This is a genomic window from Paraburkholderia sp. SIMBA_030 (genome assembly GCF_046535245.1).
In the GTDB taxonomy this organism is placed as follows: Bacteria; Pseudomonadota; Gammaproteobacteria; order Burkholderiales; family Burkholderiaceae; genus Paraburkholderia.
In genome coordinates this window covers 111,814-131,663 of record NZ_JAWRXB010000004.1, presented here as the reverse complement: position 1 = coordinate 131,663, position 19,850 = coordinate 111,814, and the positions used below count along the sequence as shown (strand labels likewise).

Here is a 19,850-nt window from a genome sequence, read left to right as displayed (position 1 = left end):
ACTATCTTGCATGGGACCGGAGTAAGCGCTAAAGCGCCAACTCCGGTCGACACAGGAGGCGGGAGCAAGCTCAGGCTGCACCGTCGGGAATGAATACGTAGCCAAGCCCCCAGACGGTCTGAATGAAGCGCGGGCTGCCTGGATCGGGTTCGATCAACTTGCGCAGACGCGAAATTTGCACGTCGAGGCTGCGGTCGAAGACTTCGTATTCACGGCCGCGCGCCAGTTCCATCAGCTTTTCACGCGACAACGGCTGACGCGGATGGCGGGCAAACACCTTCAACACCGAGAATTCGCCGGTGGTCAGCGGAATTTCCTGGCCGGCCTTGGTCAGCGTGCGGGTGGCGAGATTCAGCGCGAATTCGCCGAACTCGAACACTTCGGTAGTCTCGGACGGCGCGCCGGGCAGCTCGGACGGCGACTGGCGGCGCAGCACCGCGTGGATCCGCGCGACCAGTTCGCGCGGGTTGAACGGCTTGGGCAGATAGTCGTCGGCGCCCATTTCGAGGCCGACAATGCGATCGACGTCTTCACCCTTGGCCGTCAGCATGATGATCGGCGTGCGGTCGTTGCTGCCGCGCAAGCGGCGGCAGATCGACAGGCCGTCCTCGCCGGGCAGCATCAGGTCGAGCACCAGCAAGTCGAAGCGCTCACGCACCCAGAGCTTGTTCATGGACGGCGCGTTCTCGGCAACATAGACATTGAAGCCCTGTTCACCAAGGTAACGGCGTAGCAGATCGCGCAAGCGCGGATCGTCGTCGACGACGAGGATTTTCGAAGGGTTTTTGGTTTCCATGGTCGGCATCTTAGCGCGATTAGAAAGAGGTGCGCGGGCGCACCAATTATCGGGTTACAGTCAGTTACAAAATTTACCCGCACTGTGGCACGACGTAAAGCGCACACAGTTAGACTGCTTTACTGAATGCGGCTGTTCGGTGGATACTTCACTCGACAAAACTCTCGCACCCGGCTCGTTACCGGGGTCTGCATACGCATTTGAGGTAGCCGGTTGCCGCGCCACGAAGGGAACAACATGAAGGGAGGGGTTTGGCCGAATGTGCGCCTAAGCGTGGTTGCACTGGCGGCTGCCGGTACGCTTGCAGGCACACTGGGACCAACGCCTGCCCACGCCCAGCCTCCCGCCGACAGAGTTGCGAGCGAGCGCGCGCCCCGATCGGGCAGCGCCAAAGTCAATCGCCACAACCCAGAGACCGACCGCCCTGCATCAGACGCCATGTTGCGCACCGCAGTTCCCCCTGATCTGGATCAACGTCGTCGTGATGGCCATATGACGCCCGACGAACGGCGTCTGTTACGTCAGCACATCGAAGACGCTGTCCGCGAACTCTATAAGCGGTAGCTTTGCCATGCCTGAGCGCGGCGCGTTGATTGCGCGTTCCCAGCATGTGAAAGATTTCGTTGCGCCGCGTCTGAAGCATCACCCGCAAGCGGCTGCGTCCGCAGCCTTCTCATCCGGGCAGGACATCCTCGACGTCGATGACGCGCGCTTCTTCCTCACGCGCGTCGGTTTCGCGCCGGATAATGCCGAACTCGCGCAATACGTCGGGCTGACACGACAGCAGGCAGTCGACCAGGTGCTGGCGGCAACCCGGACCGAAGCCATCACGCCGATGCCCGGCTGGGTGCTCGAACCGATCCCGACACGCGAAACACGCAAGGCATGGACCGCTGACCAGCGTTACGACGAACAACATTTGCGCGGCGAGCGTTATGAAATATTACGTGCGTGGTGGGTGTGCGTAAGATGGCGAGCACGCCGTCGCCGCTGACCGAGCGCATGACGCTCTTCTGGCACAGCCCAACGAAAACTTCGCGCGTGAGGCGATGGAACTGTTCGCGCTCGGCGAAGGACACTACACGCAGCAAGACGTATCGGAAGCCGCGCGTGCCTACACGGGCTGGATGCAATCGAAACGGATTCGACCGCCAGCGCCTATCTGGAAGCGTTGCTAAAGGATCCGGCGTATCAACTCAAATGATGACATGGCCATTGACTTCGGCGTGACGCGCGCCCTGACAATCGAACGAGGTGCAGGATGAAACGACGCAGCTTTCTCTCGATGGGCGCAGCCGCTAGCGCGACGCTCTGGCTGCCGCGCGCGTTCGGCGCACAAGCAATGGCGCCTGGCGCACCGATGAAGCGCGGCTACGGCAATCTGCTGATCCTCGTCGAGTTGAAGGGCGGCAACGACGGTTTGAATACCGTGATTCCGTTCGCCGATCCGACTTACTATCAGCTGCGCAAGAGCATCGGCATTAAACGCGAGCAGGCGATTCAACTCGATGAGCGCACCGCGCTGCATCCATCGTTGCAGCCGCTGATGCCGCTCTGGCAGAGCCGGCAACTGGCGATTGTGCAGGGCGTCAGTTACGCGCAACCGAACCTGTCGCATTTCCGCTCGATCGAGATCTGGGACACCGCATCGCGTTCGGATCAATATCTGCGCGAGGGCTGGCTCACGCGTGCGTTTGCACAGACGCCGGTCCCACCCGGCTTTGTCGCGGATGGTGTGGTGATCGGTAGTGCCGAAATGGGGCCGCTCGCGAACGGCGCTCGCGCGATTGCGCTGGTCAATCCCGCGCAGTTCGTCAAGGCCTCGCGTCTCGCCACGCCGGTGTCGCTTCACGAGCGCAATCCCGAGTTGGCGCACATTCTCGACGTCGAGAACGACATCGTGAAGGCGGCCGATCGTCTGCGCCCCACGCAAGGTCAGGCGCAGTTGAAGACGGTATTTCCCGGCGGAGCGTTTGGTGCCTCGATCAAGACCGCGATGCAGGTGCTCGCCGCCAGCGACGCGTCGAAGGAAGTCCCCTTGAGGGACACGCCGCAAGGACAGCCGCGCAGCGGGCAGGGCGTCGCGGCGATCCGGTTGACGCTGAACGGATTCGATACGCACCAGAACCAGCCCGGCCAGCAGGCGGCGCTGCTCAAGCAGTTGGCGGAAGGCTTCGCGTCGATGAAGTCCGCGCTGGTCGAGCTTGGCCGCTGGGACGATACGCTGGTGATGACGTATGCCGAGTTCGGCAGGCGCCCGCGCGAGAATCAAAGCAACGGCACCGATCATGGCACCGTTGCGCCGCACTTCGTCATGGGCGGCCGCGTGCGAGGCGGACTGTATGGCGTGCCGCCGGTGCTCGCGCGTCTCGACGGTAACGGCAATCTGCCGGTGGGCATCGACTTCCGCCAGCTTTATGCCACCGTGCTTGGACCATGGTGGGGGTTGGACGCGTCCACGATCTTGCAGCAGCGGTTCGAGCCGCTACCTTTGCTACGCGTCTGAGATGGGCCAATGAGCGAAGCGGCGAGTGTGGTCTCGCTCGCTTACCTCGCGCGCCACGCAATCCACAGCTTGCGAATCGGCGTCAACGCGATGCGCTGATGCAGCACTTGAAAGCCGTCGCGTTCGATTTCATCCAGTAGCGCCAACGCCAGCGCCGTCTGCGCGACCAGGGTGCGCTGTGCGCGGCGCTCTTTGGCGGGCAGCGCGGCGAGAGCCGCGTGCAACGCATCGCGGGCGCGCTTCGTCTCGAAGCGCATCAACTCCGTAAAGGCGTCGGTATATTTGCGATTGATCAGATCGGCCGCCGTGACGTTAAAGCGCTGCATTTCGTCGATCGGAATATAGATGCGGCCGTGCCGCGCATCGTTGCCGGTTTCGACGACGAACTGCGCAAGCAGCAGGGCCTCGCCGAGCGGTGCGGACCAGTTGGTCGCCTGCGCCGCGTCGTTTGCCGTCGCGCGCGCCACCAGAGACGCGAACGTGCCGCCGACGCCTTGCAGATAGCGCCGCAGATTCGGGTAGTCCAGATAACGCGCCTGGTCGAGGTCCATTTCAAAACCGGCGAGCAATGCCTGTAACGCCGGATACTCGGCCTTCGTATCGGGCAGATAAGCCGCCAGCGCTTTTGAAACCGGATGCGACGGCGCACCCGAAGCCAGTGAGGCAATCTCGTTTTGCCACCACGCGAGTTTGGTCCGGCCGATGGCGGGATCGCTGATTTCCTGAACGGTTTCCTCGAACTCGCGGCGCAGCGCGAACAACGCGGTCAGGAGCGGCTGCCTTGCTGTGGGCGCCTGCCGAAGCGCATAGTAAGTGCTCGATCCGGGCGGCGCCGCTTTCTGCTGGCAATATTCGTCGAAATTCACTGGATTGGAATGTGGGAAGGGCACGCGAAGAGGGGCACGGCATGCGTGCGTTTAACTAAAAATTGTAGCATCGACGCCCTTCAGACAGATGCAGACAAGCGCGAATCAATCGGTTAGAATCCCGCGCTTACGCTTTCGGACGCACGCTTTTGACGCGGCTGCGGGCATGCAGGACATTGGGTGGGACGCACGGCGTCTTACCGGCTGCGAGGGTGGCGAAATTGGTAGGCGCACCAGGTTCAGGTCCTGACGCTCTATTCAGTGGGTACAGCACTGAAAACAGCCGAAACCCTTGTGGTATAAGGAAGTACACCGCGTCTCGCAGAAGTTTGGCGTCTCGCAAAGGTTTGTACCGCATGCGATATCGCGGCGGTCCTACCTGCCAGGTATAAAGATTCGCGTGAGTGGCGAAATTGGTAGACGCACCAGGTTTAGGTCCTGACGGGAGCAATCTCGTGCCGGTTCGAGTCCGGCCTCACGCACCAAAGAAATAAGGCCACGTTCCCAAACGGTACGTGGCCTTTTTTACGTCTGCAGTGTCGGTTCTTAAATGCATTGCGCCGCGCGCTTAAGCGCGGCCGCGCACCGTGCGCCTGAGCGCCCGCCACCACAGCATGGACGGCGTTTGTGTAAAGGTCACGTTTGAGTATGTATACAGCCCTTGCACCAGCGCCGACATTCGCACCTCGTTGTCGACAATCATGTCTCGCAGCGTTGTGAGCCGGATTGTCAGCTGGTCCATATCCATCTTGTCGTGATGATCGATTACGACGAACCTGCCTATGCGGAAATCCCTAAGCTGCTCGTAGGCATACGCGACTTCACCCGTAAACTCTTTGCCGAGCAGCGGCGCTACGCGGGGTGGCAGGCACGGCTGTCTTCCGCCCTCGCGACGATATGCTCTATCAAAACATTAGTCGTCATGTGAAGACTTGTTTGAGAAATCAATAGGCACGTGAGCGTCATGAAGGCCAAACCCAAGGACGTTGCAGGGCCAGGCCGTAAGACTGGGGCGGTTGGGGCCGCGGTCAGGCGGCCGACGAGTAAGTCGCCCCGCAACGGCTGTCGCGTGCCGAGCGGCAGGAACGTGTCATGTTCGCGCCGGCATTAGGCGCTGGCTATGCAAAAAAAATTAAATCGTCAATTGACGATATAATCTATCGGGACTATCCTTGGTTCTGTTGGTGTGATCTCGCAGACCATGGCTCTTGGCGTGACGTCATGGTTGCCTCACCAGCCATTTCGCCGGCGAGACGGTGCAGTCAAACGATCTTTCGGGCCCGGGCTGACCCGGATCTATTCTGGTGCATGTGGAAAGACAGTCTTTCGCATATGAAACGGGAAGGTTCGGTTCAGCAGTTGAGGGTCTGCGTGCATTTGTGAAAGGACGAGAGATTCAATGCAGAACTTTACGTTTCATAACCCCACTCGGATCATTTTCGGCGAAGGTCAGATCGCGGTGCTCGATGCCCAGATCCCGCCCGACGCGCGCGTGTTGATTACGTGCGGCGGTGGGAGCATCAGGAGCAATGGTGTGCTTGCGCAAGTGCAGGGGGCGCTTGGCGGGCGCGCATGGTTCGTGTTCAGCGGGATCGAACCGAACCCAACCTATGAAACACTCATGCAGGCCGTTGCGCTGGCGCGAGAGAAAGAAATCGACTTCCTGCTTGCAGTGGGAGGCGGCTCAGTCATCGACGGCACCAAGTTCATCGCAGCGGCGTTGAAGTTTGACGGCGAACCGTGGGACATCCTGGCGAAGCAGGCCGACGTGCACGACGCGATGCCCTTCGGTAGCGTGCTGACGCTCCCCGCGACCGGCTCCGAGATGAACAACGGGGGTGTCATCAGCCACCGCGCGAAAGGCGACAAGCTGCCGTTTCGTAGCGAAGCGACCTATCCGCGCTTTTCCGTGCTCGACCCGACGACGACCTATTCGCTGCCGCCGAGGCAGATTGCCAACGGCGTAGTCGATGCGTTTGTCCATATCGTCGAGCAATACCTCACCTATCCGGTCGACGCTAAAGTGCAAGACCGTTTTGCAGAGGGGTTGTTGATTACCCTGACCGAGGTGGGTCCGCAAGCCCTTGCGGAGCCGCATAACTATGCCGTGCGCGCCAACCTGATGTGGACGGCGACATTGGCGCTGAACGGTCTGATCGGCGCTGGTGTGCCGCAGGACTGGGCCACCCATATGCTCGGCCATGAGATTACTGCACTGCACGGACTCGATCACGCACAAACTCTCGCCATCGTGTTGCCAGCCATGTTGAGTGTGCGCCGGGAGCAGAAGCGGGCGAAGCTGCTGCAATACGCCGAACGGGTGTGGAACATAACGCAGGGCAGTGAGGAGGTACGCATCGAGGCGGCGATTACGGCCACTCGCGTCTTCTTCGAGCGAATGACTGTCGGGACGCGTCTGCGCGATTACCAGATTGGCGGCAGTTCCATCGGCATGCTACTCGCGAAGCTCGAAGAACATGGAATGACGGCGTTGGGCGAACATGGCGACGTGACGCTCGAGATAAGCCGCCGCATCTATCAATCTGCGGTGTGAGCGAGCGGGCATCCGTCTCGCCGGCTGGTTATAGGGAGTGTCATGATGAGAATTGGAGTTGTCGGGCTTGGCTCGATGGGCGCTGCGATTGCGATGAACCTGATCGAGTCCCGGCATGAAGTGCATGTTTTCAATCGCACCGCCGACCGTGCCGAACCTCTGCGCGCAGCGGGTGCGAGCGTGGCGGCAACGCCGGCGCAGGCCGCACAGGAGGCCGACGTCGTGTTGACGATGGTGGCCGACGACGTAGCGCATGTAGCCGTTACCTTTGGCGAAACAGGCATCGTTGCAGGGCTCAAACCCGGCGCAGTGCATATCTCGATGAGCACGATCAGCGTGGCCACCGCACAGGATCACGCGGCGAGATATCGCGAAGCGGGCCTGGGTTTCGTGTCGGCCCCGGTATTCGGTCGTCCTGATGCGGCGGCGGCACGCAAGCTATTCATCATGGCCGCAGGCGCGGACGAGCATCTTGCAGTCGCGGTGCCGGTCCTCGAACAGCTTGGGCAATCGGTCGGTATTGTCGGCGCGGATCCTTCTCAGGCGAACCTGGTCAAACTCATCGGCAATTTCATGCTGTCCGTGATTATCGAAACATTGGGTGAGGCCTGTGCCGTTGCGGGCAAGGCCGGCCTTGACCCGATGCACCTCGTCGAGTTGTTGACGAACGCGACTTTCAACGCTGCGCCGTACAAGATCTATGGTCCATTGATTGCAAAGCAGCAGTTTCAGCCACCGGGCTTCTCGTTGCCGCTTGGCCAGAAAGACAATCGCCTCATGCTCGCGGCCGCCGAGGCACTCGGCGTTCCGCTACCGCTTGCGAGTCTTGTCCACGACCGTTTCCTGACTTTGCGATCGCAAAGTATCGGCGCGGAGCATGACTGGTCTGCGATGGCGCTTTGTGCATTGTCAGACGCGGGCTTGAGCAAACAACTCAACCGCGGATAAGTGTGTTCGATACGGCATCGCTTGCTACGATGCACTGCTCCGCTACGACTCCATTAATGAGCGGAGCCAGCTACTGAAAATTGCTGAACTGCAAACAATTCGCAATGCCAATTACAACTTGTAATGGCATGGCGGCTCCATTCGACACCAGTCCTTAGCCTCATTGGCGATAACGCGGCCCTGTCCGCGATCTATCGCCGTCGCTCTAATTTTATTGAACCCTGAGCGGATATCTATCTAGTGACTGTTGTGATTACAGCAGCAGTCGCTTTTCTCTTTCGCAATGTTCACGGTGACTATGGTCAACGCGAAAGCGGATGCCTTGATCGATCCTCTTCCGTTATGTCTTTGGCGCGCGTCCAATGCGGCGGATTTCATTGTGCAACGCAGTGTTGGTTCGTTAATTTTCCGTGAAGAATACCTGCCAGGTTCACGACAAAGACTATGCGATAAGAACTCTAAAGATCGGGAAAAATTGGTTTGTTTACAGTGACTTATTATTTATAAGGAATGCGAAGCTGTTGCGTGGCTATGAACCTGATTGAAATTCGGTATTGGAATTAATCTAGGTCCGACTTGTAGGATCGACGCACTAGAAGTTCAGTTCTTTCGTCAGCCACCACAGATCAGGAGTAGATATGAAAGCGGGAAACACGGTCCTCAAGAGAACAGCGATTGCGGTGATGTTGGGACTCGCGTCGATGCATATTGCTTATGCCGAACAATTGACACGCGACAATGGATCGCCAGTGGGCGATAACGAGAATTCGCAGACAGCCGGCGCGGAAGGGCCGGTGCTTCTTCAGGATTCCCAGCTCGTTGAAAAGCTCCAACGCTTCGATCGGGAACGCATTCCGGAACGCGTGGTGCATGCACGCGGTACCGGCGCATTCGGCGAGTTCGTGCCGAGCGCCGACATTTCGGATCTGTCTATCGCGAAGGTATTCCAGCCTGGCACAAAGACTCCGGTCTTCGTGCGGTTCTCGACGGTGATGGGTTACCGGGGATCGCCCGAGCAGGCTCGGGATCCGCGCGGGTTCGCCATCAAGTTTTATACGACTCAGGGCAACTGGGACATGGTCGGTATCAATAAGGGCGTCTTCTTCATTCGCGACGCGATCAAGTTCCCTGATTTCGTTCACGCCAACAAGCCGAGCGCGGTGACGGGTGTCCAGGATGCAAATCTTGCTTTCGACTTCTTCGCGAACACGCCTGAGTCGACGAACATGCTGACGCACATGTATGCCGACGAAGGCATGCCGGACTCGTATCGGCATATGGATGGCTTCGCCGTTCACGCATTCAAGATGATCAACGCCAAGGGCGAAGTTCACTACGTGAAGTTCCACTGGAGGAGTGACCAGGGTCTCAAGAACATTCGCCCCAATGACATTCCCGCATCCATCGGCAACGACTGGAACATGATGACCAACGATCTCTACGGTGCGATCCGGAAAAAGGATTATCCGAAATGGGACTTGTACATTCAGGTTCTGAATCCGTCGGACCTCGCCAAGTTCGACTATGACCCATTGGATGACACGAAGGAATGGCTTGGTGTGCCTGAGCGCAAGGTGGGTACGATGACCCTGGACCGTGTTCCCAACAACTACTTCGAGTCCACGGAAGAGTCCGCGTTCGCGCCGTCACGTCTGGTTCCGGGTATCGAGCCGTCGGAGGACCGCATGCTTCAAGGCCGGATGTTCGCGTACGCGGACACGCAGATGTATCGCCTCGGCGCGAATTTCAATTCGCTGCCGATCAATCGGCCGCTGGCCACCGTCCAGAACAACAATCAGGACGGGAAGATGAACGCGAGTGGTCGGACAGGAGAGGTGAATTATGAGCCGTCCACCATCAAGGAACTCTCCCAGGATGGCATGTACAAGTATGTGCAGACGCCGCTTTCGGGTACAACGCAGCAACAGGCCATCCACAAGAAGCAGATGTTCAAGCAGGCCGGTATCTTCTACCGTTCACTGCCGGAACCCGGGAAGGCCGATCTCGTCACTGCATTGACCGGCGACCTGCGCCATGTGACCAACGACAAGAACAAGTACATTATGGTTTCGTACTTCAACAAGGCGGATAGCGACCTCGGCACCCGTCTCGAGAAGGCGCTGGGAGTCGACTCGTCGCGTGTGCAGCAGATGTCGGCGAAGCTGTCCGACGACTGACCGGTAAGGCCGTAGTCCCCAACGGGACATGGTTCGGTTCGACAGCCTGCGCGGCTCCCGCACGTGAACTGCGCAGGCATTTTCTTTGTACGCCAGGAAGTTTCCCAATGAAGAATCGTGCTTATGCCTTGGGTGGAGTCGTCGCGGTTTTGCTGTCCGTGGCGTTGTTTGCGGGTTGTGCTTCCGCCCCGGCGCATGTGTCCGCGCCGAGCGCCGGCGTCGATGTCAGAACGTACGACAAAGAGTGGTTCGACGCGGCTCGAGTGGGTCGATGGGATATCGCGCAGGCACTGCTGCAAGCGCACTTCCCGATCGACGCAACCACACCGCAAGGCTACACCGCGCTGATACTTGCTGCTTACGATGATCAGCCGGACATGCTGCGCCGGCTCATCGCTGCGGGAGCCAACCCCTGCCTCGGCGACCGCAACGGCAACACTGCGCTGATGGGGGCGCTGTACAAAGGCGAGAAGGACATTGCGCGAACGCTCATGGAGACATCGTGCGATATCAATCAGACCAACAATGCTGGCGAAACCGCGCTCGCCTTTGCCGCACTCTTCGGCCGGTTCGACCTGCTGCCTGAACTCGTGAAGAAGGGGGCGAATCCGGATCACGTGGACGCGAGAGGCAACTCCGCCATGCAGACGGTGATGGCCCAGGGTAACCAGGCCGCCGTCCGTGCCTTGCAGCAGTTGGGCGCGACCAGGTAGTCGCGGTGCTATGTTTTGTATAACCAGGACCCGCCATTTAACATGCAAAGCTGAGTTCCGGACCAAACGCTGCAAATGAATCCCGCCCCCACCCTGAAAAACCGCCATCCGAAGGATATCCCCATGTCGAACCACTCACGGCAAACACGAAAGGCCGCGACCGCAATCTTTACCGCCCTCGTCATATCGTGCCAAATGCCGGTCAGCGCGGCCACGCTGGCGTCGGTTGCCGCGCCGCCGGATACGCAGGTGGTCACGTCGTTGATCGCTTCGGGCGTGCAAGTCTACTCTTGCGAGTTCGACGCCTCGCATCAGCTCGGATGGGTGTTCAAGAGCCCGTTGGCAACGCTCTACGACGCTCGCGGGCAGGAGGCGGTGCATCATTCGGCCGGCCCGCAATGGCAGGCACAGGACGGCAGCACGATAGTAGGCCACGTACTTGCGCAGGCGCCCAGCCAGACAGCCGGCAGCGTCCCGCAGCTTCTGCTCGGCACCAAAAGCACCGCGGGCAGCGGCGAATTATCCGTGGTTCGCTACGTGCAACGCCTCGACACCGTGGGCGGCGCCGCGCCAGTTGCAAGCTGCACGACTGAACACGAGCTTGGCCGGTCGCCTTACGTTGCGAGATATGTGTTCCTGAAATAGCGTTCCGGCCGGCGCGCCGCTTTTCTACCTGTGCGCATTGACAACCCGGTTGCACGAGCACATGGAGAGATTTTCAGCCTCGAAGGTCTGGTTTTCGAGCCCGTGTTCGTCAGCAACTATCATGCGGCGCTACAAAGCTTTGTCCTGCAGACCGATGCCGTCACGCTGACCGGGTTCCTGACCGTGCGTAGCCGGCTGTATGTGGATGGGCTCGCCGCCGTGCCGATCCGCAATCCCGAGCTACACCAGCGCACGCTCCAGATCCAGACGATGGCCGGCCGCACACTGCCGCAGGCGGTGCAGGCGTTCATCGAACTGCTGAACGGCGCGATCGATAATCCCGCTCTTCTTGACTGAGGCGACGCGAACCTGCAAGGCCGGATCACACTCTACGCCTTGAGATGCGGCCCCAGCAGCGACAGGTCCGCGGCCGAAAGACGATCGTGCGCGGTCTGCGCCTGATGCCAGTACGGATAGAGCAGGGGCGGCGCGCTCACGTTGTCGAGCCGCTCGCGCTGTTCGGCGCTCAGCCTCAGATTCGCCGCGCCGAGGTTGTCGAGCAGTTGCTTCTCGTTGCGCCCGCCGATGATGACCGACGTCACGGCGGGGCGCCCCAGCGTCCACGCGAGCGCGACCTGAGCGGCCGAGACATTCTGCTCGCTGGCAATCTCGACGAGCGTGTCGACGATCGACCACAGTCGTTCGGCGTCGCGGATCGGCGGCTCCGTCCAGCCGGCGAGCTGGCGCGTGCCCTCCGGCGTCGCGTCGCGGCGGTGCTTACCCGACAGCAGGCCGCCTGCGAGCGGGCTCCAGACAAGAATGCCCAGGCCTTGATCGAGCGCGATCGGCGCGAGTTCGTATTCCGCTTCGCGTGCTTCCAGCGTGTAGTGGATCTGCTGGCTCACGAAGCGCGGCAAACGATCGCGTTCGCTCACGTGCAACGCCTTCATCAAATGCCAGCCCGAATAGTTCGAGCAGCCGACATACCTGATCTTGCCGTGCCGGACCAGCAGGTCCAGCGCTTCGAGCGTTTCTTCGAGCGGCGTCAGTCCGTCCCATTCGTGCACCTGGTAGAGGTCGATCACATCCGTCTTGAGACGGTGCAGGCTCGCCTCGCAGGCCTTTATCAAATGATGTCGCGACAGCCCCCGGTCGTTCGGGCCGTCGCCCATGGGAAAGCGGGCCTTCGTCGCGATCAGCACACCGCCTTTACGCTTGCCGCCGAGCGCTTCGCCGACGATTTCCTCCGACGCGCCATTCGAATAGACGTCCGCCGTATCGATCAGGTTGACGCCCGCGTCGATGCACATGTCGATCTGCCGGCGCGCATCGTCGAGGCCGACCTGGCCGACGCTCGCGAATTTGCCTTTGCCGCCCATCGTCATCGTGCCTAGCGTGATGGTCGACACCTTGAGGCCAGAACGGCCGAGTTGACGGTAGTCCATGATGAAGCTATCTCCATGTACGTTGCTCAGGATTCGAAACCGGCGCGCGGCCGTCAGGTTCCATTGCACCCGCGGTCCGCGCCCGGCGTTGCGTTGACGCCTCGAACGTTCGACGATAGCGGAGATTGAATTACCATTCCAACAGAAAGATATGATTAAATTGAGCGGTTTTCGTGATTAATCGTCTCTGCAAGAAAAGAGTGCCAACGTGGACTTGAAGCAACTGGAACATTTTGTGGCGGTCGCGGAAGAGCGGCATTTCACGCGCGCGGCGCGGCGCCTGAACCTCGTGCAGTCCGGATTGTCTGCGTCGATCCGCTCGCTGGAAGAAGACCTGGGCGGACCGTTATTCAATCGCAGCACGCGACGGGTCGCCTTGACGCCTGCCGGCGAAGTGCTGTTCGCAGAAGCGCAGCGGGTACTGGCTGCCGCACGCGACGCGCGGCACGCCGTGACGCAGGTTCATGGTCTCGCACGCGGTCGCCTGAGCATCGGTGCAATTCACGGTATCGCACCTTTCGTCGACCTGCCCGCCTGTCTGGGACACTTCAGGGCAGCGTTCGGTGGGATCGATATCGAACTGACACTGGACGGCTCGCGCGCGTTGATTGACGCGGTGCAGGAAGGGCGCCTCGACCTCGCATTCACACAGCCGCCGGATACGTCGCTCGACGGTATCGGGTCGCACCTGTTCGCATGTGAAGGAATGGTCGTCGTCTGCGCAACGCATCATCGGCTTGCGGGCGCCACCGAACTGAAGCTGGCTGATCTCGTCGACGAAACATTTGCCGACCTGCGCCCGGAGTGGAGTGTGCGACGGCTCGTCGATCGATGCTTTGCGACTTCCGGCCTGCAGCGCCGGAGCAGCTTCGAGGTCAACGACATGCCGATGTTACTTGAACTGGCCGCCCATGGCCTTGCGATCACCATAGTGCCCGAATCCGTGGCCGCTGCAAGGGGGCGCAACACGCGCGGCGCGCCGGTCGCGACAGCGACCCTGTGCGAAGCCGAAGAGCCGTGCTGGGAACTCGCGGCCGTCTTTAAGGGTAGCAGCGCGGGAGAACCGCTCGTACCGGTCGCCCGTGCTTTCCTGGACTTGCTGAAATTGCCTGTCGTTACGACCTGACGTTCGACCTGGACCGACATCCGCAGAGCGTTCCGTCCGGGAAATCCCCTTATCCCTCTTGGGAACCGTGACGCGGGACCCGACCAAAGAACGGATGCTTCGGATCGTTGAACCCAGGCGTCGAAGGATGGCCGGTTGCCACTAGCGAGTCGACGAAGGCTTCGTCTTCCGCGGTCAGACGATAGCTCAAGGCCGGTTGATAATCGTTCCATTGCGCTTCAGTGCGCGGCCCGGCGATCGTCGAGCTGATGTATCTGCTGTTCAGCACCCACGCGAGCGCGAACTGCCCCGCACTCAGGCCTCGCGCCTGTGCATGCTCATCAACCCGTCGTGCCAGCTCCAGAGACTCGGGGCGCCATTCGGCCTGCTGCAGGCGGCGGTCACCGCGTCCTGCCCGGGTATCGGATGCGGGCGCCACGCCCATCTCATACTTGCCGGTCAACACGCCGCGCGCGAGCGGGCTATACGAAATAACGCCAAGCCCGTAGCGGTGCGCGGAAGTGAGCTGTTCGGCCTCGGCCTGCCGGTTCGCGATGTTATACAGCGGCTGGCTGGCCACCGGCGCAGCCAGGCCGAGCGCTTGTGCGGTGTGAGCGAATTCAGCGATCTTCCAGCCACGATGATTCGACAAGCCGTAGTAGCGTATCTTGCCGGCCCGAATCAGATCGTTGAGCGCTCGCACCGTTTCGTCGACCGGAGTGTGATGGTCTTCCGCGTGCAGATAGAGCAGATCGATGTAGTCAGTGTTCAAACGCTTCAGACTGGCCTCGACGGCCTGGATCATATGCTTACGCGATGCGCCGCGCGCGTTGACGTCGTCCTCAGCGAGGGGACTGGCGAATTTGGTCGCCAGCACCCAGCGGTCGCGCTGGGCAGCTATGCAACGTCCGACGACGCGCTCCGATTCACCGCCGGCATAGACGTCGGCGGAATCGATCGAGTTGACGCCCTGTTCACGGGCCTTGTCAAAGATGCGTTCCGCGGTCGTCTCATCGGTCGGACCGCCGAACATCATCGTACCAAGTGTCAGCGTCGAAACCTTGAGGCCGCTGCGTCCAAGTTGCCGAAATTCCATGTGAAACTTACTCCCACTCACTGAAAGGATCTCAGCCCGTTCTGGAAACTTCATCTGACACGTTGAATCATGTCTAAACATCTAGATGAATTTGACCGGGCAATCGTTGTTGAGGTATTCGCGCTCGCATCGCCGGTATATTCCGCGCGACGCTGACGCCACATCAGGCACCGTACTTCTCGGCGAACTCGACTGCGGTGAGCAGGCGGAAGTCGGCCAGGGCCGCGTCGATTTGCTCGGGATTCCAATCCCACCAGGCGATTTGCTGCAGCCGTTCCGAAGTGCGCGCGTCGACGCGAAAGCGCAACACGCGCGCCGGCACGCCGACGACGATAGCGAACGGCGGCACGTCTTTGGTCACCACGGCTCCCGAACCGACCGCTGCGCCCGTACCGACGGTGACGCCGGGCATGATCACGGCACCATGGCCGAGCCACACATCGTGGCCGATCTCGACGCGGTCCTGCGCTCGCCATTGGAAGATGCCGGCGTCGTCGTCGAGCGAGAGCCCGTACGAGCGCGAACGATAGGTAAAGTGGTGGTGGGTTGCTCGCCACGAAGGGTGGTTCGGCGGATTGATGCGCACGCCGGTGGCGATGTTGGCGAACTTGCCGATGAGCGCGTGGGCGATCTGATTGTCGCCCATCGCATAACCGTAGTCGCCGATTACCGATTCGGCAACATGACTGCGTGGCCCGAGATAGGTGTATCGGCCAAAGTCGCTGGCGCGAACCAGTGCCGTCGGATGGATCTCAGGATCTTCCGACAGCACACGGCCGAGCGTCCACGGATCGGCCGCGACGCCGTGATCAATTAGCATAAAAGGCTCTGGATTCAATGTTGAGGTGACCGCGAAAACGCTTGCCTCGCACTCACATAACGAGGCTGCGCAGGTAGGCGGAAACGCGTTCGGCGCACGCGACCAGGATGAAGGTAGCGATCAGCAGGAACGATACCGTCTGATACTGGAACAGGTTCATCGCGGTCAGCAACTGGAAGCCGATTCCGCCCGCGCCGACGAAGCCGAGCACAAGCGAGGAGCGCAGGTTTTCGTCGAAGCGGAAGAGCCCGATGCCGAGCAGCGACGGCAGCACGCCTGGCACCACCGCATGGCTCAACACCTGTAGACGGCCGGCACCGGTCAGTGTCAGCGCTTCGACGGGGCCCATATCCATGTCTTCGATCACTTCCGCGAAGAGCCGCCCGAGCATGCCGACCGAATGGACTGCGAGTGCAAGTGCGCCCGGAAACGGCCCGAGCCCGACGGCGGTCACGAACAGCAGTGCCCACACCAGATCGGGGACCGCGCGGGTGACGCCGATCAGCGCACGTGAGATGTAGTACAAGGGCTTCGCCGGCGTGACATTCGCGGCCGCCAGAATCGATAGCGGGAACGCAAGAAGCACCCCAAACACGGTGCCGAAAATCGCCAGGTCGATCGTCTCGAGAACCGGCCAGAGATTCGGGACGAACTGATCGAACGCCGGCGGCATGGCACGCGAAATAATGTCGGCCATCCCGTGGGCGCCGGTCACCAGATCCTGCGGTCGCGCCTGAACGACGATCCACGCCTGCACGAACAAGGCCAGTGCGACGACGACGGCACACACCGTCCAAAAATTGCGTGCGCCCGGCGTGCCCGTGGACGCCCGCATTTCGAGAGCCTTGTTCATCATGCTTCGTCCACGTAAAGCCGCGCGATGTGTTGACTGGAGACTTCCGCAGCCGGCCGGTCGAATTCCAGCTGCCCACGGCGCAGGCCGACCAGCCTGTCGGCATAGCGCGCCGCCAGTTCGGGCTGGTGCAGTACGCACACCACCGCGAGTCCATCTTCGGTGGCGAGGCGGCGCAACAGCCGCATGACTTCATCGGCTGCCTCGGGGTCCAGGCTCGCGACCGGTTCGTCGGCGAGCAGCACGTCTGGACGTTGCGCCAGCGCACGCGCGACCGCCACACGCTGCGCCTGTCCGCCCGAGAGCGTGCCGGCGCGCTGGCCAGCCAGATGCAGCAGGCCGACTTCGTCCAGACAGGCTCGTGCCGGTTCGATTTCCTCGCGAGGCAGGCGCCCCATCGCGGTCGCCAAGGTCCGGTGGCGCCCCAACGCGCCGCAGCAGACGTTCGCCAGCACACTGCGCCGCTTGACGAGATTGGCGTTCTGCGAGATCAGTGCGAGCGGCAGACGCGCCTGGCGAAGGGTTTTGCCCGAGAGCGCGGCCAGATCGCGTCCAGCGACCTCGACCGAACCGGCTGTCGGCCGGTTCAGTCCTACCACGCACTTCATAAGGGTCGACTTGCCGCTGCCGTTGCTGCCAAGCACCACTATCATCTCGCCGGCCCGGACGGATACATTGAAGTCGCGCAGCGCCGTGTGACCGTTCGCGTAACGCATCGTCAGGTTATCGACGGCTAACTTCACTGCGGGCGCGAGCATGGGCCGTGGTACTGTCGCGCGCCTGCCGGATCCGGCGGCTGCGAATGCCGCCGCCGGGGCTGGTGCTGCGTCGTGGGATGCGCCGAACCGGGTATTCACAGTTTTGCCAAGTCGATGTGGAGCGTGGAGACCAGATCGCGAATCTGGTTGTAAGCGGCATCCGTCTGGGGCACCGTCATCAACTGCGGGTTCTGGTTCGACGCGAGGAACTTCTGATCGGCCTCCGGCAATTGATGCAGATCGAGCGACCTCAGGACGCTTGCGAGGCGAGCCTTGAAGTCAGCGGGCAAGTCGCCCCGCACCGCCAGCGGGTCGATCGGAATCGGTTCCGATTTCCACAGCGTCACGTAGGCCGAAGGATCGTATTCGTTGTGCAGCTTGGCGCTGGCGATTTCCTCGCTGTTCAGCTCACCTGCGTCAACCTTGTGATTGCGCAGCGCCTCGAACGATGCCGTATGGCTGCCCGCATAGATCCCCTTCACACCCTTGTCCGGATCGATGCCGCTCTTGCTTAGACCGTAGGCGGGAAACAGGTGGCCGGACGTGGAAGCCGGATCGGCGTATGCAAACGAACGGCCGTTGATGTCGGCGAGCGTCTTGATACCAGAGCCGGGCCACGTGACGATGGACGCGTAATACGTGGCCGGCTTGCCACCTTCGCCGGCAAAGGTGGCGACGGCTTCGGCATGCGCGACCTGGTGAGCAAGCACGTAGCCGAGCGGGCCAAATTCGCCGAATTCAAGCTTGTTGTTGCGCATCGCCTCGATCTCGGCGTTATAGCTGGTTGCCACGTAAAGCTGTACGGTGCAGCCGAGCTTGTCGCCAATCAACTTGGCGAGGTCCGAGTAGACAGGCAGCATGCGTTGCGCCGATTCGTACGGTTCGACGCCGAAGCGAACCACGCCGTCGTTCGGACAGGTACCGGCTGCATGTGCCGCACCCGAGACAAGACCTGCCGCAAATGCCACCGCTGCTAAAACTTTGGAGACTTTCATATTTTCCTCAAGTTGTATTCGAAGCGTACCGAACAGTTAACCGACGTTTTCCACCGTCCCCGCGCTTTTCCCTTGCGGGTGATCGTTGGTGCTTGACTATCCGGCCTGTCGCATTCCAGGAATTGCATGTGAGACATCCATGTATCTATGTCGACTCATCTAAATGAAGCACGGACAGTCGCCCCGACACGCCCATGTGATCGATCGCAGCGTGACGTGCGTCAGACGATGCGCTCGCCTGCCCGCCAGGTCGCGCGCGGCACGGGCAGCGCTTCGTGCATCCTCACGCGCACAAAGTCGGCCCGCAAACCGGGGGCGATAGCACCGCGATCGTGCAGTCCCACCGCGCGAGCCGGTTCGGCCGATACAGTTGCCATTGCACGCGGGAGCGTCCAGCCAGCCTTGTCGACAAGTTCGAATGCAGCGGTCAATAGGCTCGAGGGCACATAATCGGATGACAGGATGTCGAGCAGTCCGGCCTCGGCAAGTTCGAGCGCGGAGACGTTGCCCGAGTGCGATCCGCCCCTTACGATGTTGGGCGCGCCCATGATCGTCGCAATACCGTGTTCGCGTGCCGCTTGCGCCGCGACGCGGGTGGTCGGGAACTCGGCCAGCACGATGCCTTCGGCCGCCGCCTGTTCGACATGCTCGACAATCGTATCGTCGTGACTCGCCACCGGGACGCCGAGCGCTGCGCAGCGCGCGACGATTTCACGACGGTGCTGGTCGGCGTAGCGCTCCTGTCCATCCGTAAGCTCGGCTACCACGGCGGCGTAGTGTTCATCAGTCAGCTTGCCGTGCCGTTCCTGCCAGCGACGCCATTGATTGCGATCGTGCCATTGCCGCTGGCCCGGCGTGTGATCCATGACCGAAGCGAGACGTAGCAGCGGATGCGTGTAGAGCGAATCGAACACGTCGACCACGTCGGGTGCGGCGATTTCGCAGCGCAGGTGCAGGAAATGTTCGGCACGGAGCAATGCATTCCCGGACAAGCGCGCGAGGGCATGCGTACACCGCGTCTGCAGATCGCGGCTGTGCATGTCCACGTCGGAGCGCGCGCCGATTCTGAGCGAATCGAAGACGGTCGTGATGCCGGCCGCGGCGACCTGCGCATCGTGAATCACGAACGCCGCATCGATATTCCACTGCACGCCGGGACGCGGCGCGAGATGCTTTTCAAGATTGTCGGTGTGCAGTTCGATGAGACCCGGCAACAGATAGTCGCCGTCCCAATCGACGGCCTCGCGTGCAGACGTATTGCCGCGTTCCATATCGCGGATGAGGCCGTCCTCGATTCGCAAGGTGCCTGAAAATTCTTCCTCTCGCGTGATGATGCGAGCGTTCCGGATCAACATCGACATGCTCCGTATGTATATCGGCTTCTGCGTAACGTTGCTGTAATGCGCAGCCGCAGTAGTTGTCATTCGAGGCGGCGCGTTGCGACTTCTGCGCGTGCGTGAGGATCGCCATTCGCGAAGCGGGGGCGTTGTGCCAATTCATCTAAACGTCTAGATGTATATGGGCAAATGTCGCACGAGTCGCCGGGCAGGAGATCCGCTCGATATTTCCATCG

The 19,850-nt window shown here is 61.0% G+C and carries 20 protein-coding genes, 1 tRNA gene and 1 pseudogene; 12 read left to right on the top strand and 10 right to left on the bottom strand.

Annotated elements, in window-relative coordinates:
• Positions 1–70 precede the first annotated feature (70 nt).
• Positions 71–805 carry a two-component system response regulator OmpR gene (gene ompR, locus SB772_RS08085; RefSeq protein ID WP_006048917.1) on the bottom strand — a complete coding sequence of 245 codons (735 nt, stop codon included), beginning with the start codon at positions 803–805 and terminating at the stop codon, positions 71–73.
• Between the two features lie 228 nt (positions 806–1,033).
• On the opposite strand from ompR, the gene SB772_RS08080 reads away from it, so the two are divergent.
• The 3 genes and pseudogenes from SB772_RS08080 to SB772_RS08070 all read left to right on the top strand — a co-directional run bounded on the left by SB772_RS08080 (position 1,034) and on the right by SB772_RS08070 (position 3,302).
• Positions 1,034–1,360: a hypothetical protein gene (locus SB772_RS08080; RefSeq protein ID WP_410832745.1), complete on the top strand. Its 327-nt coding sequence runs from the start codon at positions 1,034–1,036 to the stop codon at positions 1,358–1,360.
• Positions 1,361–1,367: 7 nt separating this feature from the next.
• Positions 1,368–1,923, top strand: a pseudogene (locus tag SB772_RS08075) (DUF1800 family protein); the annotation flags it as partial.
• 134 nt (positions 1,924–2,057) lie between these two features.
• Positions 2,058–3,302: a DUF1501 domain-containing protein gene (locus SB772_RS08070; protein ID WP_410832744.1), complete on the top strand. Its 1,245-nt coding sequence runs from the start codon at positions 2,058–2,060 to the stop codon at positions 3,300–3,302.
• A gap of 41 nt (positions 3,303–3,343) precedes the next feature.
• On the opposite strand, the gene SB772_RS08065 is transcribed toward SB772_RS08070, so the two are convergent.
• Positions 3,344–4,168, bottom strand: a complete 825-nt coding sequence (locus tag SB772_RS08065) for a squalene/phytoene synthase family protein (protein WP_410832743.1) — start codon at positions 4,166–4,168, stop codon at positions 3,344–3,346.
• Between the two features lie 398 nt (positions 4,169–4,566).
• On the opposite strand from SB772_RS08065, the gene SB772_RS08060 reads away from it, so the two are divergent.
• A tRNA-Leu gene (locus tag SB772_RS08060) sits at positions 4,567–4,653 on the top strand.
• An 83-nt stretch (positions 4,654–4,736) separates the two neighbouring features.
• Here the strand turns inward: SB772_RS08060 and SB772_RS08055 are convergent.
• Complete coding sequence (locus tag SB772_RS08055) at positions 4,737–4,910, bottom strand: hypothetical protein (RefSeq protein ID WP_410832742.1); 174 nt, start codon at positions 4,908–4,910, stop codon at positions 4,737–4,739.
• Between the two features lie 12 nt (positions 4,911–4,922).
• Between SB772_RS08055 and SB772_RS08050 the strand changes: the two genes are divergently transcribed.
• From SB772_RS08050 to SB772_RS08020, 7 genes are all read left to right on the top strand, one after another.
• Positions 4,923–5,096, top strand: coding sequence for a hypothetical protein (locus tag SB772_RS08050; protein ID WP_410832741.1), 174 nt, complete (start codon positions 4,923–4,925; stop codon positions 5,094–5,096).
• A 471-nt stretch (positions 5,097–5,567) separates the two neighbouring features.
• Positions 5,568–6,722 carry an alcohol dehydrogenase gene (gene yqhD, locus SB772_RS08045; RefSeq protein ID WP_410832740.1) on the top strand — a complete coding sequence of 385 codons (1,155 nt, stop codon included), beginning with the start codon at positions 5,568–5,570 and terminating at the stop codon, positions 6,720–6,722.
• 42 nt (positions 6,723–6,764) lie between these two features.
• Positions 6,765–7,670 carry an NAD(P)-dependent oxidoreductase gene (locus SB772_RS08040; protein ID WP_410832739.1) on the top strand — a complete coding sequence of 302 codons (906 nt, stop codon included), beginning with the start codon at positions 6,765–6,767 and terminating at the stop codon, positions 7,668–7,670.
• A 683-nt stretch (positions 7,671–8,353) separates the two neighbouring features.
• Positions 8,354–9,847, top strand: coding sequence for a catalase (locus SB772_RS08035; RefSeq protein ID WP_410832996.1), 1,494 nt, complete (start codon positions 8,354–8,356; stop codon positions 9,845–9,847).
• A 107-nt stretch (positions 9,848–9,954) separates the two neighbouring features.
• On the top strand, positions 9,955–10,560 hold the full coding sequence (locus tag SB772_RS08030) for an ankyrin repeat domain-containing protein (protein WP_410832738.1): 606 nt from the start codon (positions 9,955–9,957) through the stop codon (positions 10,558–10,560).
• A 195-nt stretch (positions 10,561–10,755) separates the two neighbouring features.
• The gene (locus SB772_RS08025) at positions 10,756–11,205 is read left to right on the top strand and encodes a DUF3455 domain-containing protein (protein WP_410832995.1); all 450 of its coding nucleotides are present in this window, start codon (positions 10,756–10,758) and stop codon (positions 11,203–11,205) included.
• A gap of 30 nt (positions 11,206–11,235) precedes the next feature.
• On the top strand, positions 11,236–11,562 hold the full coding sequence (locus tag SB772_RS08020) for a LysR substrate-binding domain-containing protein (protein ID WP_410832737.1): 327 nt from the start codon (positions 11,236–11,238) through the stop codon (positions 11,560–11,562).
• Positions 11,563–11,594: 32 nt separating this feature from the next.
• Here SB772_RS08020 and SB772_RS08015 read toward each other — a convergent pair whose 3' ends face one another.
• Positions 11,595–12,650, bottom strand: a complete 1,056-nt coding sequence (locus SB772_RS08015) for an aldo/keto reductase (protein WP_410832736.1) — start codon at positions 12,648–12,650, stop codon at positions 11,595–11,597.
• A gap of 208 nt (positions 12,651–12,858) precedes the next feature.
• Here SB772_RS08015 and SB772_RS08010 point away from each other — a divergent pair, with 208 nt between their 5' ends.
• Positions 12,859–13,776, top strand: a complete 918-nt coding sequence (locus SB772_RS08010) for a LysR family transcriptional regulator (protein WP_410832735.1) — start codon at positions 12,859–12,861, stop codon at positions 13,774–13,776.
• A 49-nt stretch (positions 13,777–13,825) separates the two neighbouring features.
• On the opposite strand, the gene SB772_RS08005 is transcribed toward SB772_RS08010, so the two are convergent.
• The 6 genes from SB772_RS08005 to SB772_RS07980 form a co-directional block, all read right to left on the bottom strand.
• Entirely contained in the window at positions 13,826–14,851 is a 1,026-nt protein-coding gene (locus SB772_RS08005) for an aldo/keto reductase (protein ID WP_410832734.1), read from the bottom strand.
• Positions 14,852–15,014: 163 nt separating this feature from the next.
• A complete protein-coding gene (locus SB772_RS08000; RefSeq protein ID WP_410832733.1) occupies positions 15,015–15,671 on the bottom strand; it encodes an acetyltransferase in 657 nt (218 codons plus the stop codon).
• A 52-nt stretch (positions 15,672–15,723) separates the two neighbouring features.
• On the bottom strand, positions 15,724–16,527 hold the full coding sequence (gene phnE, locus SB772_RS07995; RefSeq protein WP_410832732.1) for a phosphonate ABC transporter, permease protein PhnE: 804 nt from the start codon (positions 16,525–16,527) through the stop codon (positions 15,724–15,726).
• Positions 16,524–17,267 (bottom strand): phosphonate ABC transporter ATP-binding protein, encoded by a 744-nt coding sequence (phnC, locus tag SB772_RS07990; protein WP_410832731.1) that lies wholly within the window; start codon positions 17,265–17,267, stop codon positions 16,524–16,526. Before phnC ends, phnE begins: the two co-directional genes overlap by 4 nt.
• Positions 17,268–17,377: 110 nt before the next feature.
• A complete protein-coding gene (locus SB772_RS07985) occupies positions 17,378–18,277 on the bottom strand; it encodes a phosphate/phosphite/phosphonate ABC transporter substrate-binding protein (RefSeq protein WP_410832730.1) in 900 nt (299 codons plus the stop codon).
• Positions 18,278–18,498: 221 nt separating this feature from the next.
• A complete protein-coding gene (locus SB772_RS07980) occupies positions 18,499–19,632 on the bottom strand; it encodes an alpha-D-ribose 1-methylphosphonate 5-triphosphate diphosphatase (RefSeq protein ID WP_410832729.1) in 1,134 nt (377 codons plus the stop codon).
• Positions 19,633–19,850 lie beyond the last annotated feature (218 nt).